The sequence below is a fragment of the Fodinicurvata sediminis DSM 21159 genome (assembly GCF_000420625.1).
GTDB classification, from domain to species: domain Bacteria; phylum Pseudomonadota; class Alphaproteobacteria; order Kiloniellales; family DSM-21159; genus Fodinicurvata; species Fodinicurvata sediminis.
In genome coordinates this window covers 209,530-223,727 of the sequence record NZ_ATVH01000014.1, presented here as the reverse complement: position 1 = coordinate 223,727, position 14,198 = coordinate 209,530, and the positions used below count along the sequence as shown (strand labels likewise).

At 62.2% G+C, this 14,198-nt stretch carries 13 protein-coding genes; 4 read left to right on the top strand and 9 right to left on the bottom strand.

Going from position 1 to position 14,198, the window contains the following annotated elements:
- Positions 1–67: 67 nt before the first annotated feature.
- Genes G502_RS19400 through G502_RS0108965 form a run of 3 tightly spaced genes read right to left on the bottom strand, consistent with a single transcriptional unit; the run spans position 68 to position 1,469 of the window.
- Positions 68–532: a DUF2155 domain-containing protein gene (locus tag G502_RS19400; protein ID WP_081649741.1), complete on the bottom strand. Its 465-nt coding sequence runs from the start codon at positions 530–532 to the stop codon at positions 68–70.
- A gap of 8 nt (positions 533–540) precedes the next feature.
- Positions 541–1,068, bottom strand: coding sequence for an outer membrane lipid asymmetry maintenance protein MlaD (mlaD, locus tag G502_RS0108970; RefSeq protein WP_022728333.1), 528 nt, complete (start codon positions 1,066–1,068; stop codon positions 541–543).
- Between the two features lie 41 nt (positions 1,069–1,109).
- Entirely contained in the window at positions 1,110–1,469 is a 360-nt protein-coding gene (locus tag G502_RS0108965; protein WP_245560745.1) for an NADH:ubiquinone oxidoreductase subunit NDUFA12, read from the bottom strand.
- A 190-nt stretch (positions 1,470–1,659) separates the two neighbouring features.
- Here G502_RS0108965 and G502_RS0108960 point away from each other — a divergent pair, with 190 nt between their 5' ends.
- From G502_RS0108960 to G502_RS0108950, 3 genes are all read left to right on the top strand, one after another.
- Positions 1,660–2,712 carry a DUF6352 family protein gene (locus G502_RS0108960; protein ID WP_022728331.1) on the top strand — a complete coding sequence of 351 codons (1,053 nt, stop codon included), beginning with the start codon at positions 1,660–1,662 and terminating at the stop codon, positions 2,710–2,712.
- The gene (locus tag G502_RS0108955) at positions 2,709–3,620 is read left to right on the top strand and encodes a DMT family transporter (protein ID WP_022728330.1); all 912 of its coding nucleotides are present in this window, start codon (positions 2,709–2,711) and stop codon (positions 3,618–3,620) included. Before G502_RS0108960 ends, G502_RS0108955 begins: the two co-directional genes overlap by 4 nt.
- Before the next feature lie 166 nt (positions 3,621–3,786).
- Positions 3,787–7,518 (top strand): vitamin B12-dependent ribonucleotide reductase, encoded by a 3,732-nt coding sequence (locus G502_RS0108950; protein WP_022728329.1) that lies wholly within the window; start codon positions 3,787–3,789, stop codon positions 7,516–7,518.
- A 63-nt stretch (positions 7,519–7,581) separates the two neighbouring features.
- Here the strand turns inward: G502_RS0108950 and aat are convergent, their stop codons facing one another.
- The 6 genes from aat to G502_RS0108920 form a co-directional block, all read right to left on the bottom strand.
- The gene (aat, locus tag G502_RS19395; protein ID WP_022728328.1) at positions 7,582–8,247 is read right to left on the bottom strand and encodes a leucyl/phenylalanyl-tRNA--protein transferase; all 666 of its coding nucleotides are present in this window, start codon (positions 8,245–8,247) and stop codon (positions 7,582–7,584) included.
- Positions 8,248–8,317: 70 nt separating this feature from the next.
- A complete protein-coding gene (gene accC / locus G502_RS0108940) occupies positions 8,318–9,661 on the bottom strand; it encodes an acetyl-CoA carboxylase biotin carboxylase subunit (RefSeq protein WP_022728327.1) in 1,344 nt (447 codons plus the stop codon).
- 19 nt (positions 9,662–9,680) lie between these two features.
- Positions 9,681–10,136, bottom strand: coding sequence for an acetyl-CoA carboxylase biotin carboxyl carrier protein (accB, locus tag G502_RS0108935; protein WP_022728326.1), 456 nt, complete (start codon positions 10,134–10,136; stop codon positions 9,681–9,683).
- 7 nt (positions 10,137–10,143) lie between these two features.
- Positions 10,144–10,590: a type II 3-dehydroquinate dehydratase gene (aroQ, locus tag G502_RS0108930; RefSeq protein ID WP_155957824.1), complete on the bottom strand. Its 447-nt coding sequence runs from the start codon at positions 10,588–10,590 to the stop codon at positions 10,144–10,146.
- Positions 10,591–10,690: 100 nt separating this feature from the next.
- Positions 10,691–11,326 carry a DsbA family protein gene (locus G502_RS0108925; RefSeq protein WP_162140971.1) on the bottom strand — a complete coding sequence of 212 codons (636 nt, stop codon included), beginning with the start codon at positions 11,324–11,326 and terminating at the stop codon, positions 10,691–10,693.
- A 140-nt stretch (positions 11,327–11,466) separates the two neighbouring features.
- Complete coding sequence (locus tag G502_RS0108920; protein ID WP_155957823.1) at positions 11,467–12,831, bottom strand: M48 family metalloprotease; 1,365 nt, start codon at positions 12,829–12,831, stop codon at positions 11,467–11,469.
- Between the two features lie 103 nt (positions 12,832–12,934).
- Here G502_RS0108920 and G502_RS0108915 point away from each other — a divergent pair, with 103 nt between their 5' ends.
- Positions 12,935–14,182: a gamma-glutamyltransferase gene (locus tag G502_RS0108915; protein WP_022728322.1), complete on the top strand. Its 1,248-nt coding sequence runs from the start codon at positions 12,935–12,937 to the stop codon at positions 14,180–14,182.
- Positions 14,183–14,198 lie beyond the last annotated feature (16 nt).

The following is a 14,198-nucleotide window of genomic DNA, read 5'->3' as shown; positions in this document are numbered from 1 at the left end:
ACCGAACGCGGGGCTTTTGTCCTGTGGGACGGCACGCCTGTCACCACAGGCAGGGCGTTGGGAAAGCCTATTGGTCTTCCACCGGATCTTTCGGTTCGACCTGTGCCGATTCCCCGGCCTCATCCAGGCAATCCTCGACCCAGACATCATAGACCGGATGTTCCAGCGCGGAGACGGCGGGGGAGGAGGCGAACATCCAGCCGCTGAAGACTTCCTGGCGCGGTGCCGTGACGGGGACCTCGTCGATTTCCAGGAAGGCAACCGATTCCGGCTCTTCCTCGGGACGCGTCTTGCGGCAGGTGCGCGCCGTGATTTCCAGAGAACCGAAGGTGACGGTTTCATCCACCGGGGCCTCGAATCTCGAGATACGTGCCGTGACCTTGTTCAGACCCTGCAGCTGGGCAATGGGGTAGGGTTCGCCCAAGGGTTCGCTGTCCTGCTGTTCCTGCGATGCCGCACTTGCCGGCAACAGGAGGGCAAGACAGCCTGCCATCCAGATTTCACGAGAGATAAGGCTTGAGAGTCTTGTCATGGCGGTTGCTAGAGCGCGCCGCTGCTGAAGGGATTATCGTCAGAATCACCGTTGCTTCCGCCGTCGGTGCCAGCGCCGGAATCGCTGCCGCCGCCTGCACCGCCAAAGACGAAGCGGCCGATGAGGTCCATCAGGTTCATGGCGCCCTGGGTATACTCGATGCGTCCGCCGGGCTGGATGTTGTCCTCGGCACCACCGGGCGAGAGCGAAATGTAGTTGCTGCCCATCAGGCCATCGCCCGTGATCTTGGCCGAAGTGTCGGCGGGCAGTTCGACACCGTCGTTTATGGACAGCGTGACCCGCGCCAGGAAGGTGTCTTCGTCAAGCTCGCGGTGCACCACCTTTCCGACGGGCACGCCGCTCATGCGGACTTCCGAACCGGTGTTGAGCCCGCTCGCGTTGTCGAAGTCGGCCACGACGCTGTAGCCGGACGACGAACCAGGGAAGTCACTGGCGTTGAAGGCGAAGATCAGGAATGCGGCTGCGATCAGGATGACCACGCCGCCCATGACGGTCTCTATGATATTTCTGCGCATGCTGCCTGCCCCTGCAAATCAGACCGTGGACCTGGCGCCGATCACTCCGGCGTCCAGGGCTCGTAGTCGGCCGTGGTGTGCGGGCGGTGGCCGCCGCGCAGCGTGTGTCCGGGCGGGCGATAGGCCAGTTCGCTGCCGCTCTGGTTCTGCTGGTGGTCCTTCATCCAGGGGCGGCGCGGAATGCCTTCCTTGGGCGGGATTTCATCGCTGGTATGATGCAGCCAGGCATGCCACTCCGGGGGGACACGGCTGGCCTCATCCTCACCGGCGTAGATCACCCAACGCCGTTCATGGCGCAGGGAATCGCGGTGAACCTTGCCACCCTTGTGATAACGGTAATAGCGATTGCCCGCGCTATCGCGGCCAACCTCCTCACCGTGACGCCAGGTGAAAAAACGCATGGCCATTCCAGTCATTGATGAAATCCGATATCCGTTGCCAGTGCTTCTGCATGCGGTTACACCGCGCGTGTGGCGGAATATAGGCGTTGCGTTACCCTCGCGTCCAGACCTGCATTGACGGCACAGCCCTTTGGCTTGTTCCGGACGGGCACTTCGCGGCATCTTGGACTGGAATTAGGAAAGGAGTGGCATGCCGGATTTTTGGCGAGACTCGGGCTACCACCTTCTGGAACAGACACCGGAGGGGCGCCTGAAAGTAACTGACGACTTCCTGCGCGCCTATCTGGTTCGCCCTGAAATGCGCCCGCCCGAAGAAGCCTGCAAGGCCGAGCGGCACTTACACGCGGACCTGCTGGAAAGCCCTCGCATGACGATTTCGGACCAGCGCCTGGAGACCTTGGCCGACCCGGACGCCGTCGACAACTACAAGGTCTGGGATGCCTATCGCGCGCGCCTTCTGGATGCCGAGACCCTGGAAGAGGTCTACATGGGCCTCTTCGTGCCCGAAGAGGGGGTGACGAACGACAGGGCGGCCAACGATTCGGGGGTCTTGCCGGTGCCGCCGATCTTCATCGATCACCTGTCGCACATCATCATGCGTCACATATTGGGCGAGGCGGCTGACCCTCTGGCGGCACGGGCGGGCGAATTGTTCTTTCGCGAGCAGAAGGTGACCCTGCGCGAGGGACAGATCCTGCTGGCCGATTCCGACACCGTCGAAATGTACGCAACCCAGGAGAACAGCATTTCGCTGGGCAACCTTCTGGCTCAATCGGAAGGACGGGCCCGCTCCCTGGAGCTGGATGTCCTCTCCCGCGAGAATGCCGACATCTATTGGGAGCGCGATACGCGCTATGACACAGTTCTGCGCATCGACTTCGGCAGCCCCGGGCTGGATGCCTTCTGCCGCGCCCTGGAGAAGTGGGTCACCCATTTCCTCGACATAGAGGTGAGAGTCCAGCCGATCCCGGAGATCAAGGACGATGCCTGGGTTTGGTACGTCGGGCTGGATGCCGAGGCGACGGCGCTGCTCAATACGCTCTATCGGGGCCAGGAGGCGAGTGAAGACCAGATGTATCGCCTGCTGGGCCTGTTCCGTTCCGAGTTCGCGGATAGCAGCGTCGTGCTGCCGCAGGTGGCAGGACGTCCCCTATACATGGCGCTCTGCATGGACGAGGCCGGCGGCCTGCGTTTCAAGCCGCAAAACCTGCTTTGTAACCTGCCGCTGTCAGCGCGCGCATGAGCAGTTCATCCGGCGGAGAGAGGACGGCCACGCTCTGGGCCGGGCGAAGTGCCGCCCTGGTGTCGGCATTGTGGCTGGGCTGCACGACGACGTTGGCCTGGCTGGTCTATGACGCCGGCGGCGCGCCTATGACCCTGGTGGTCCTGCGCTTCTTCTTTGCCATTGGCTTCTTTGCATTGATGCTGCGCTTCAGCAGTGACGGCTTCCGATTGCCGCGGCAGGATTTCGGACGGCTCCTGGTGACGGGGCTGGCGATTTCCGGCATGACGCTGGGGTACATGTCCTCCGTAGCCTATATTCCCGTCAGTCTGGCCGCCCTGATCTTCTTCACCTTTCCCTTGATGATCGCGGCCCTGACACCCTGGGTGGACCGTTTGCCCATCGGTCCTGGGCAGATCTTCGTCTTCGTTCTGGCGTTCACCGGTCTGGCCATGACCCTGGGGCCCGACCTGGGCAACCTGGATTGGCGCGGTGTGGCCTGGGCATTGTTCGCGGCCGTCTCCATCACCTGCCTGCTGTTCCAGTCACGCACCCTGATGACACGGCATGATCCCTACCTGGTGCTCATGATTGCCAACCTGGTGGGGCTGATTGTCTGCGGCGGCTGGCTGGTGACGTTCGGCCAGGTCCAGTTGCCGGCCGGGACCCTGGGATTCGCGGCCTTCATTCTGGTCGGGATCTGCTACATCCTGGGCGTGACCTTCCAGTTCCTGGCGGTGCGCAAGGCTGGGCCGGCGGATTCGGCGCTTTTCATGAATCTGGAGCCCGTGGTGTCGGTCGTCCTGGCGCTGGTAGTGCTGGGGGAAAAGCTGTCCTGGCCGCAGCTCGGCGGCATCGGGCTGGTACTCGCAGCGCTGGTATTGAGCAGTCTTTCACGACGCAGGATGTCCCGCTCGGTGCAGGATTGAGTCGCCTATCCTGTCAAGGCAAAAGGGTGATGTTGTTTCGTCATAATTCTGGTGACGACAACACCATTCTGTGTTTCAATTTTCTTCTGTCACAATATCTGGTGTCGAGGCTGCGCAATGGCGCAGGCCAGTGGGACTCGGCACGATGCGAAGGGGGATTTGAAGCATGCGCGTTGCTCGGCATTTTACCGAGGAGGGGAAGGGTGTCTACGAGAGCCTTCCATTCCGTCAGACCAGCAGTGAGATTCGCAATCCGGACGGCTCCACGGTTTTCCAGGCCAATGACATCGAGGTGCCGGCCGATTGGAGCCAGGTGGCCTGTGATATCCTGGCCCAGAAGTATTTCCGCAAGAAGGGCGTGCCGCTTCGTCTGAAGCAGGTCGAGGAAGCCGATGTGCCTGAATTCCTCTGGCGCAGCGAGCCGGATGACGAGGCCATGTCGGATATTGATCCGCAGGATCGCTTTGTCGGCGAGACGCGTGCCCAGCAAGTCTTCGATCGCCTGGCCGGCACCTGGACCTACTGGGGCTGGAAGGGCGGTTACTTCGATACCGAAACTGATGCCCGCGCCTTCTTCGACGAACTGCGCTACATGCTGGCCACCCAGCGCGTGGCGCCGAACTCGCCGCAGTGGTTCAACACCGGACTGCACTGGGCCTATGGGATCGACGGTCCCGGTCAGGGCCACTATTTCTGCGACTATCGCACCGGAGAACTGAAGCGTTCCGAGAGCGCCTACGAGCATCCTCAGCCGCATGCCTGCTTCATCCAGTCGGTGGATGACGATCTGGTGAACGAGAACGGGATCATGGACCTCTGGGTGCGCGAGGCACGCCTGTTCAAGTATGGCTCCGGCACCGGAACCAACTTCTCGCGCATTCGCGGTTCCAACGAGCCGCTCTCGGGGGGCGGCAAGTCCTCGGGCCTGATGTCCTTCCTGAAGATCGGCGACCGCGCGGCCGGGGCCATCAAGTCCGGCGGTACGACACGTCGTGCGGCCAAGATGGTGACCGTCGACCTGGATCATCCCGACGTGCAGGAATACATCAACTGGAAGGTCACCGAGGAGCAGAAGGTGGCTGCCCTGGTCACGGGCTCGAAGCTCTGCAATGAACACCTGAACGAGGTCATCCAGGCTTGCCACTCCATGGAGGGCGAGGACCGTCTGGACCCGAAGAAGAACCCGGCGCTGAAGGCTGCCATAAAGGCGGCGCGTAAGGTCAACATTCCCGAGAACTATGTCCAGCGCGTCATCCAGTTTGCCGGGCAGGGCTACAAGGGCATCGACTTCCGTGTCTATGACACCGATTGGGATTCCGAGGCCTATCTGTCCGTCAGCGGCCAGAACTCGAACAATTCGCTGCGCATTCCCAACGAGTTCATCGATGCGGTCCTGAACGATGGCGAGTGGCAGCTGCGCAGCCGCGCCGACGGCAAGGTGACCGAAACCCTGGCAGCGCGTGACCTCTGGGAGCAGATTGCGCATGCAGCCTGGGCTTCGGCCGATCCCGGCGTCCAGTACGACAGCACCATCAACGAATGGCATACCTGTCCGGAATCCGGGCCCATCAACGCCTCGAACCCCTGTTCGGAGTACATGTTCCTGGATGACACGGCCTGCAACCTGGCCTCGCTCAACCTGATGAATTTCCGCTTCGAGGACGGGCGTTTCGATGCCGAGTCCTATCGCCATGCCGTGCGTCTCTGGACCATGGTGCTGGAAGTCTCGGTGATGATGGCGCAGTACCCCTCGGCCCAGATCGCACAGTTGTCCTACGAATACCGCACGCTTGGTCTGGGGTATGCCAACCTGGGTGGGCTGCTGATGTCCATGGGCCTGTCCTATGACTCCGAGGGTGGCCGTGCCATGGCCGGGGCGCTCAGTGCGATCATGACCGGTGTCTCCTATGCCACCTCGGCCGAGATGGCGCGCGAGTTGGGCCCCTTCTCAGGCTATGCCAAGAACCGTGAGGCCATGCTGCGGGTGATCCGCAACCATCGCCGGGCGGCCCACGGAGAGAATGAGGGCTATGAGAACCTGAAGGTCACTCCGGTACCGCTGGACAAGGCGCGCTGTCCCGACCCGGCACTGGCCGCGGCGGCCGGCGAGGCCTGGGACGAGGCCTTGAAGCTGGGCGAGGAGCATGGCTATCGCAACGCACAGACCACGGTGATCGCGCCCACGGGCACGATTGGCCTGGTCATGGATTGCGATACCACGGGCATCGAGCCGGACTTCGCACTGGTTAAGTTCAAGAAGCTGGCCGGCGGCGGCTATTTCAAGATCATCAACCGCACGGTTCCGGCGGCCCTGGCACACCTGGGTTACAGCGAGGCCCAGATCGAGGAGATGATTTCCTATGCCGTGGGCCATGGCACCCTGCACGGCGCACCGGGCGTCAATCCCGAAAGCCTGAAAGCCAAGGGCTTTACGCAGGCGGCCCTGGAAGCACTGGAAGGCTCGCTTGGCAGTGCCTTCGACATCAAGTTTGCCTTCAACAAGTGGACGCTGGGTGCCGAATTCTGCCGCGAGGTCCTGGGCTTCACCGACGCGCAGCTTGATGACCTGGGTTTCGACATGCTGTCGGCGCTGGGCTTCACCCGACAGGAAGTCGAGGCGGCGAACACCTATGTCTGTGGTGCCATGACCCTGGAAGGGGCGCCGCACCTGAAGGACGAGCACCTACCGGTCTTCGATTGCGCCAATCCCTGCGGCCGCATTGGGAAGCGTTCCCTTTCCGTGGAAAGTCACATTCGCATGATGGCGTCGGCACAGCCGTTCATTTCGGGCGCCATATCGAAGACCATCAACATGCAGAACAGCGCCACGGTGGAGGACTGCAAGGACGCCTACATGCTGTCCTGGCGTCTGGGGCTGAAGGCCAATGCGCTCTATCGGGACGGCTCCAAGCTGTCACAGCCCCTGTCCAGTTCACTGCTGTCGGGAGACGAGCATGAGGACGAAGAGGAACTGCAGGACCGGGTCGTGGACTCCGGACAGCCCGATCGTGCCTCTCTGGTGGCGGAGCGTGTGGTGGAGCGCATCGTCGAACGCGTGATCCAGCGCGAGCGCCTGCCCCAGCGGCGCAAGGGCTATACCCAGAAGGCCGTGATTGGCGGTCACAAGGTCTACCTGCGCACCGGTGAGTACGAGGACGGCAAGATCGGCGAGATCTTCATCGACATGCACAAGGAGGGCGCCGCCTTCCGCAGCCTAATGAACAACTTCGCCATCGCGATCTCCATCGGCCTGCAGTACGGCGTGCCCCTGGAGGAGTATGTCGATGCCTTCACCTTCACGCGCTTCGAGCCCTCGGGCATGGTGGAAGGCAACGATGCCATCAAGATGTCCACTTCGGTCCTGGACTACATCTTCCGCGAGTTGGCGATCAGTTACCTGGGCCGCAACGACCTGGCGCATGTGGTGCCGGATGACACCCTGCCCGATGCAACCGGGCGCGGGGAAAGCGAAGGCCAGCTCAACGAGGGCGCCATGCAGGAACAGGCCGCCGAAGCTGTGCGCCAGACGGTCGAGCGGGTGGCCTCGCGCGGCTATGTCCGCAACCGCCTGACGGTCTTCTCCGGCGGTGCCGGGGGCGCATCGGCTGCGGCCATGGACATGGAGGCCGTGGCCGAACAGGACACGCAAGCGGCACCGCAGGCCTTCAGCGGAGGGCCAGGTGGCGGCGGCACCAGTGGCAGCAGTTCGCTGGGCCGCGATCCCCAGGTGGCGTCCACTGTCACGCGTGAGATCGACAGCCGCATCGAGCAGAGCCGCATGGCACGTATGAAGGGCTATGAAGGCGATCCCTGCGGGGAATGCGGAAACTTCACGCTGGTGCGCAATGGCACCTGCATGAAGTGCGATACCTGTGGGGGCACCAGCGGCTGTTCCTGACAGCCCTGGCTGCGGGCTTCGCCAGTTTCGGGCGGCCAACAAGCAAGGCGGCTGGGAGTTTTCTCAGCCGCTTTCGCTTTTCAGCTCGTCCAGCAGCGCGGGTAGTTCCTCGGTATCCAAGCGCTCGCAAAGTTCGGCATTGTCCTTGAGTGCGCGCGAGAGCAAGGCCTTGTAGTGTTCACGCGGAATCTCGATGCCGCCGAACTGACGCAAGTGCGGGGTTGTGAACTGGGTGTCCAGAAGACTGTAGCCGCTTTTCCGCATACGCAGGACAAGATGGATCAGGGCCACCTTGCTGGCATCGTTGCGACGGCTGAACATGGACTCGCCGAAGAAGACCGTTCCCAGGGAAACACCATAGAGGCCGCCGACCAGGACCTCCTGTCCGTCTTCGTCGTCTTGCCAGCATTCCACCGAGTGGGCCATGCCCATGCGATTCAGTTCGGTATAGAGCTGCTTGATGGTGTCATTGATCCAGGTTTCGGGCCGATCATCAGCCGGTTCCGCACAGGCCTCGATCACCTGGGGAAAAGCCTGGTTGCAGGTCACTCGGAATTCCTGCCTCAGGATGCGCCGGCGAAGCTTGCGGGGAACATGCACGCCGTCGAGCGGCAGGATGCCGCGCATTTCGGGATCGATCCAGTGCAACTCCTGCGCGGACCTGTTCTCGGCCATGGGAAATATGCCGAGTGCATAGGCCCTCAGAAGCATGTCGGCCGTCAGCTGCATGAGGAAATTCTATGCCTGCCTGCGCTGTTTTGCCAGTCTCCCGTAGGCATCGGGCTGTGGCAAAGCCGGTTCAACCGCGCTCGCCCATCCAGTGCTCTAGCCAGTGGATGTCGTAGTCGCCATTTATGAAATCGGGATCGTTTACCAGCTCGCGGTGCAGCGGCAACGTGGTTTCGATGCCTTCGATCACCATCTCCTCGAGGGCACGCCGCAGGCGCATCAGACACTCGTTACGTGTCTGGCCGTGCACGATCAGCTTGGCGATCAGGCTGTCATAATGCGGTGGAACCTTGTATCCGCCGAAGATGGCCGAGTCCACACGGACCCCCAGTCCGCCAGGGGGATGGTACTCCTTGATGAGTCCCGGCGAAGGCGCAAAGGTCCTGGGGTGCTCGGCATTGATACGGCATTCCACGGCGTGACCGGAAAAGGTGATGTCTTCCTGCGCGAAGGGCAGGGTGTGCCCGGCGGCCACGCGAATCTGTTCACGTACCAGGTCGATGCCGGTGATCGCCTCCGATATGGGGTGCTCCACCTGTAGGCGCGTATTCATCTCGATGAAGAAGAACTCACCATCCTCATAGAGGAATTCCAGTGTGCCGGCCGAATGGTAGCCCATCTTCAGGATGGCCTGCCGGGCGGTTTCGCCGATGCGATGCCGCTCTTCGGCATTCAGGGCAGGTGAGAGCGCTTCTTCGAGCACTTTCTGGTGCCGGCGCTGAAGCGAGCAGTCCCGTTCGCCCATGTGCACGGCGCCACCCTTGCCGTCGGCCAGGATCTGAACCTCGATATGGCGTGGTTTCTGCAGGTATTTCTCCAGATAAACCTCGTCGTTGCCGAAGGCCGATTTGGCCTCGTTTCGGGCCATACGGTAGGCGTTTTCCAGTTCGCTTTCGTCCTTTGCCACCTTCATGCCGCGGCCACCACCACCGGCCGCTGCCTTGATCAGCACTGGATAGCCGGCGTCCTCGGCTATGGCCCTGGCTTCCTCGAAGGAGGTGACAGCCCCTTCCGAACCCGGAACGACAGGAAGTCCCAGTTCCTTGGCCGCCACCTTGGCCTGAACCTTGTCCCCCATCATGGCGATGTGTTCGGACGAGGGGCCGATGAAGGAAAGACCGTGTTCCTCGACCATTTCGGCAAAGCGTGCATTTTCCGACAGGAAGCCGACGCCGGGATGAATAGCGTCCGCACCGGTCAGCGTGGCACTGGACAAAATGGCCGGGATATTCAGGTAGCTCTTGTTGGACGGTGGCGGTCCAATGCAGACGCTTTCGTCGGCCAGGCGCACGTGCATGGCGTCGGCATCAGCCGTGGAATGCACGGCCACCGTGGAGATTCCCATCTCGTGGCAGGCGCGATGAATGCGAAGGGCGATTTCTCCGCGATTGGCTATCAGGACCTTTTCGAACACTTTATTCTGTCCTGTCCACTTACTCGATCACGATCATGGGCTCGTCGAACTCGACGGGCTGGCCGTCATCGACCAGGATCTGCCGGACCACTCCGGCAACAGGGGCAGGCAGCGTGTTCATGACCTTCATCGCCTCGACGATCAGCAGGGTCTGCCCCTCGGAAACCTTGTCGCCGACCTTAACATAGGGAGCGGCTCCAGGCTCCGGTGCCAGATAGACGGTCCCGACCATGGGAGAGGCCACGACATGTCCGCTTTCCTGAGCGCTCTCGGCCTCGCTGGCAGCCGGTGCCGCAAGTGGGGCGCCGGCAGAGGCGGCGGGTGCTGCGGGCGCCGAGGCGACAACGGTCTGGTTCCTGGCCACGCGGATGCGCGCTTCGCCGGACTCCACCTCGATCTCGCTCAAGCCTGTATCTTCCAGGATGCCCGCTAGCTTGCGTACGGCATCTTCGTCGAACGGAAATTTCCCCGTCATTCCTGACTTAACCTTTCAGTTTCTGTGCGAGTGCCTGCAAGGCAAGGCGATAGCCCTCGACCCCCAGTCCGCAGATTACCCCTTCGGCCACCGCGCTGACATAAGAGTGATGGCGGAAGCTTTCGCGCTTATGAATATTCGACAGGTGAACCTCAATCAATGGCAAGCCGACGGCCGCGATGGCGTCTCGCAAGGCAACCGAAGTGTGGCTGTAGCCCGCTGGATTGAGGACCAGCCCCTGGGCGGAATCGCGTGCCTGTTGGATCCAGCCGACCAACTCGCCTTCGTGGTTGGATTGGTTACAACTGACCTCAAGCCCCAGCTTCTCACCTGCGGTGCGGCAAAAGCTTTCCAGCTCGGACAGCGTCATCTTCCCGTAAACATCGGGTTCGCGCGTGCCAAGAAGGTTCAGATTGGGACCGTTCAGGACCAGGATGTGCGGCAGGCTTGCCAAGAACTCCTCCACCCGGAAATCAGAGCGCGCAAGCGTTATCACGACCGCGCGGGCAGGGCAACTCTGTCGCAGTGCTGTCGCTGTTGATCCTGTTTCAGTCTCAGTCGTTCTGTTCTTCGAGCAGGGCTTCCAGGCGATCGGGTGGCAGGGCCCCGGGAATGACGGCCGAGGGGGTGACGAAGGTTGGCGTGGAGTTGATGCTTAGGTTCTCGGCCAGCCTGTAGTTGTTCCGCAGTTCCTCGTCGATGCGAGAGCTGCCCATGTCCGTGCGCAGGCGCTCGGTGTCCAGTCCCGCCTCGGCCGCTATATCCATGATTGCACTCTCGTCCAATTGGCCACGGTGAGACATCAAGGCCCAGTGCAGTTCTTCATAGCGATCCTGTGCGCGTGCCGCCAGGGCGGCGCGTGCGGCCTTCATCGATGCTTCGCCCAGGATCGGGAATTCCATCATGACCAGGCGAACTTCGTCGTTGCGCTCCAGCAGCTGTTGAAGCCCCGGGGAGGCCTGCTTGCAGTAGCCGCATTGGTAGTCGAAGAACTCCACCAGTGTCAGTTTGCCATCGGGATTTCCCAGAACCGGTGCAGTCTCCGATTCGAAGAGCGCGGCACTGTGTTCCTGCACGGCCTGACGGCGTGCCTGGCTGGCTTCTTCCTGCTGGCGTGTTTCCAGGACTTCAAGGGCCCGAAGGATGATCTCCGGGTTTTCCATGATGTAGTTTTCGACCACGCGCTCCATGGCAGAACGTTCCGAATCGGAAAGCGGGGCTGACTGGTCCTGGGCCACAGCTGGATGACCCGAGGCAAGGAACAGGGCGCTGCACAGCGCAAGAGCGGCTCTGGAAATGGCACTTCTCCCTTTTGGCAGAATCGATGTTTTCAGTTTTGCCGGTCGGCCTCGCGGGCGGCCGCCTCGGACAGGTCGTTGGCACGCAGCCATGCGGGGGTGTTGTTGTCCAGGAGTTTCTTGGCGCGTTCCGCCTGGCCCACGGCCTCGTTCCAGGAACCGCGTGCGTAGTTCATCTCGGCGAGAGCCAGGGCCGCGCGCCCCTTGTCACCCAGTCGGCCGTGGGCAATGGCCGTCAGGCGCCAGGCCGTGGGGTTGTCTCCCTCCTGTGTGCGGACCTTTGCAAGATTGCTCAATGCGGCCTCGTCAAGCTCCCGACGGTCAAGCTGGATCTGCACCTGTGCCAGATTCAGGCGAATCAGCGGCTCCTCGGGCTGCAATTCAGTGGCCGTCTGGTAATCCGTCAAGGCTTCCTGAAGGCGTCCGTTCTCCATCAGCATCTGTCCGCGCATCTCGTGGAAGAAGGCGTCGTCCGGATGGGAGTCGATAAGCTCGCCCATGCCAGTCAGGGCACTTTCAAGCCGGCCATTGCGGTAATCGGAGATGGCACGAGCGTAGCGTGCGGCCAGGGAAGTGTCCTCTTCCGGATAGCGGCGCTGGACCCGCTGTTCGGATTCGAGGAAGCCTGAGAGCTTGGCACGCATGCGTGCGTGCATCCGGGCCAACTCGGACTCTATCTCATTGGCTTCGGGAGGATGTTCGCGCGCCGCCTGTTCGAGCGCGCGTACGCGATCCCGGGTCAGGGGGTGTGTGCGCATATAGGGTTCCTGGCTGCTGCTCAGCAGTGCTTCCTGGTCCTCCATGATCCGCATGAAGTCCAGCAGGCCTTGTGGGCTGTACCCTGCGCTCCGCATGTAGCGGATCGCGGACTGGTCGGCGGAATTCTCCTGTCCACGCGTATAGGAGAGCAGCCCGCGCAGGGCCATGTCCTGTCCAATGATGGTACCGGCAGCGACGGCATCGCTGTCGCCCGTGGCCAGGCCGGCCCCCAGGCCCAGCAGGGCACCGGCAATGGCCTTCAGCATGGCGTTTTCCATCTGATCGCCGCGTGAAAAGGTATGGCCGGCGGCGATGTGCCCGGTTTCATGGGCGATGACGCCCATCAGCTGTGTGGGGTCTTCCGTGCTCAGCATCAGCCCGGTGTTCAGGAACATCTTGCCACCGGGAATCACGAAGGCGTTCAGGCTGTCATCCTCGATCAGGAAGATTTCCAGGTTGTTGGGATTCAATCCTGCGGCTTGAAAGAGTGGCGTTGCGAAGGTGCGCACGCTATGCTCGATCTCCGCGTCGCGAATAAGCGTGACGCCCTGCGCCCACGCCGTCGATGACGCCCAGACCAACAATCCCAGGAGCAAGGCAAAGATCTTGATGAAACGCATCCGCTTGAACCGGACCACCCTTAATTCCTCGGACAAATCTAGTAATCCTTCGGGCAAGTCTAGTGAGGCTGTTCCCTCAACTCAACGCAAGTTGCGTGGCGGAATTGTGGCGCTTTGCCTCATGACGCTTTCGGCTTGCGGTTCCGTGCAGCAGCCGGGCGAAAGCGAAGCCGTCGAAGGCTTTGCCGGATTGGTTGCCGCCGACGAGCCTCAGGCCGCTGTCGTGGGGCGCAACGTTCTGGCCGAGAATGGCAGCGCGGCGGACGCCGCCGTCGCCATGGGGTTCACCATGGGTGTAACCATGCCGTCACGGGCCAACCCCGGAGGGGGCGGCGTTTGTGTCTCCTACCTGGCGAGCCAGCGCGAAGGCGTCTCGATCACCTTCCTGCCTCAGTCCGCCGAAGGCCGTACGCCGGCACCGGCAATGGACCGTGGCCTCGCGCTGCTGCATGCCCTGCATGGTGCCAGAAACTGGGAAGAGCTGCTGGTGCCGGTGGAGAATCTGGCTCGGCGCGGTGTGCCCGTCAGCCGCGCTTTTGCCCGTGACCTCAACGAGGCTGCCGATGAAATTCCGGAGGATTCGCGTCTTGGGCAGATGCTGCGGCGCCAGGATGGCGCCCTGTTGCGCGAAGGCGACAAACTGGTTCAGCCCGGCTTGGCCGGACTGCTTGGCAACCTGCGCCGGCAAGGTGTGGGGTATTCCGCGGGGAGCACCCTGGCCAGGCTGATCGAGGACGCAGCAAATCGTGCTCAACTCGACCTGACTGCGGAAGATGTGCGCAGTGTACGACCGCAAAGACAGGAACCGCAGGAAATCGAGGTCGATAACGACAAGCTTTTCCTGCCAGCCGGTCCCTTTAACGAACGACCGCTACGTCAGCGCATGGTCCGGGCCCTTGCTGGAGGGGGAGCGGACGCAACGGCTTATCGTGGGCAATCCGTGCCCAGCGCCGGACTTGTGGTGGCCGACCGTTTCGGCAGTGCCGTTGCCTGTGAGTTCTCCATGGGCGGACTGTTTGGCGAGCAGGTGCTGCTGGAAGACAGTGGCATCATTGCCTCCAAGTCCGTGCAGGGCCCGGCCCTGGATTCCCTGACAACCGCCGTGGTGGGCAACGAGAACATCCCGCGTTCGCGCCTTGCTATAGCTGCGGGTGGTGGCGACTCGGCCGGTGCGGCCGGGCATGTCATGAGTGCCGTTCTGGATCGAGGCGAGGGGTTGGACGCAGCCCTGTCGGGCCTTCCCGGGGAAGCACGACGCAGCCTGATCAATGCCATTCACTGCCCGACCGGAGCCACGGGGTCCGGCTCCGGCAGTTGCAGTGTCGCGCGCGATGGGCACAGCGACGGCTTGTCCTTCCTGGTTCGCTGAGCCGGCCTGCCCGTCA

Bases quoted from the DNA above. Each gene is read 5' to 3' on its own strand.
- G502_RS19400 (WP_081649741.1), bottom strand. From the start codon at position 532: ATGACAAGACTCTCAAGCCTTATCTCTCGTGAAATCTGGATGGCAGGC.
- mlaD (WP_022728333.1), bottom strand. From the start codon at position 1,068: ATGCGCAGAAATATCATAGAGACCGTCATGGGCGGCGTGGTCATCCTG.
- G502_RS0108965 (WP_245560745.1), bottom strand. From the start codon at position 1,469: ATGCGTTTTTTCACCTGGCGTCACGGTGAGGAGGTTGGCCGCGATAGC.
- G502_RS0108960 (WP_022728331.1), top strand. From the start codon at position 1,660: ATGCCGGATTTTTGGCGAGACTCGGGCTACCACCTTCTGGAACAGACA.
- G502_RS0108955 (WP_022728330.1), top strand. From the start codon at position 2,709: ATGAGCAGTTCATCCGGCGGAGAGAGGACGGCCACGCTCTGGGCCGGG.
- G502_RS0108950 (WP_022728329.1), top strand. From the start codon at position 3,787: ATGCGCGTTGCTCGGCATTTTACCGAGGAGGGGAAGGGTGTCTACGAG.
- aat (WP_022728328.1), bottom strand. From the start codon at position 8,247: ATGCAGCTGACGGCCGACATGCTTCTGAGGGCCTATGCACTCGGCATA.
- accB (WP_022728326.1), bottom strand. From the start codon at position 10,136: ATGACGGGGAAATTTCCGTTCGACGAAGATGCCGTACGCAAGCTAGCG.
- G502_RS0108925 (WP_162140971.1), bottom strand. From the start codon at position 11,326: ATGGAGCGCGTGGTCGAAAACTACATCATGGAAAACCCGGAGATCATC.
- G502_RS0108915 (WP_022728322.1), top strand. From the start codon at position 12,935: ATGACGCTTTCGGCTTGCGGTTCCGTGCAGCAGCCGGGCGAAAGCGAA.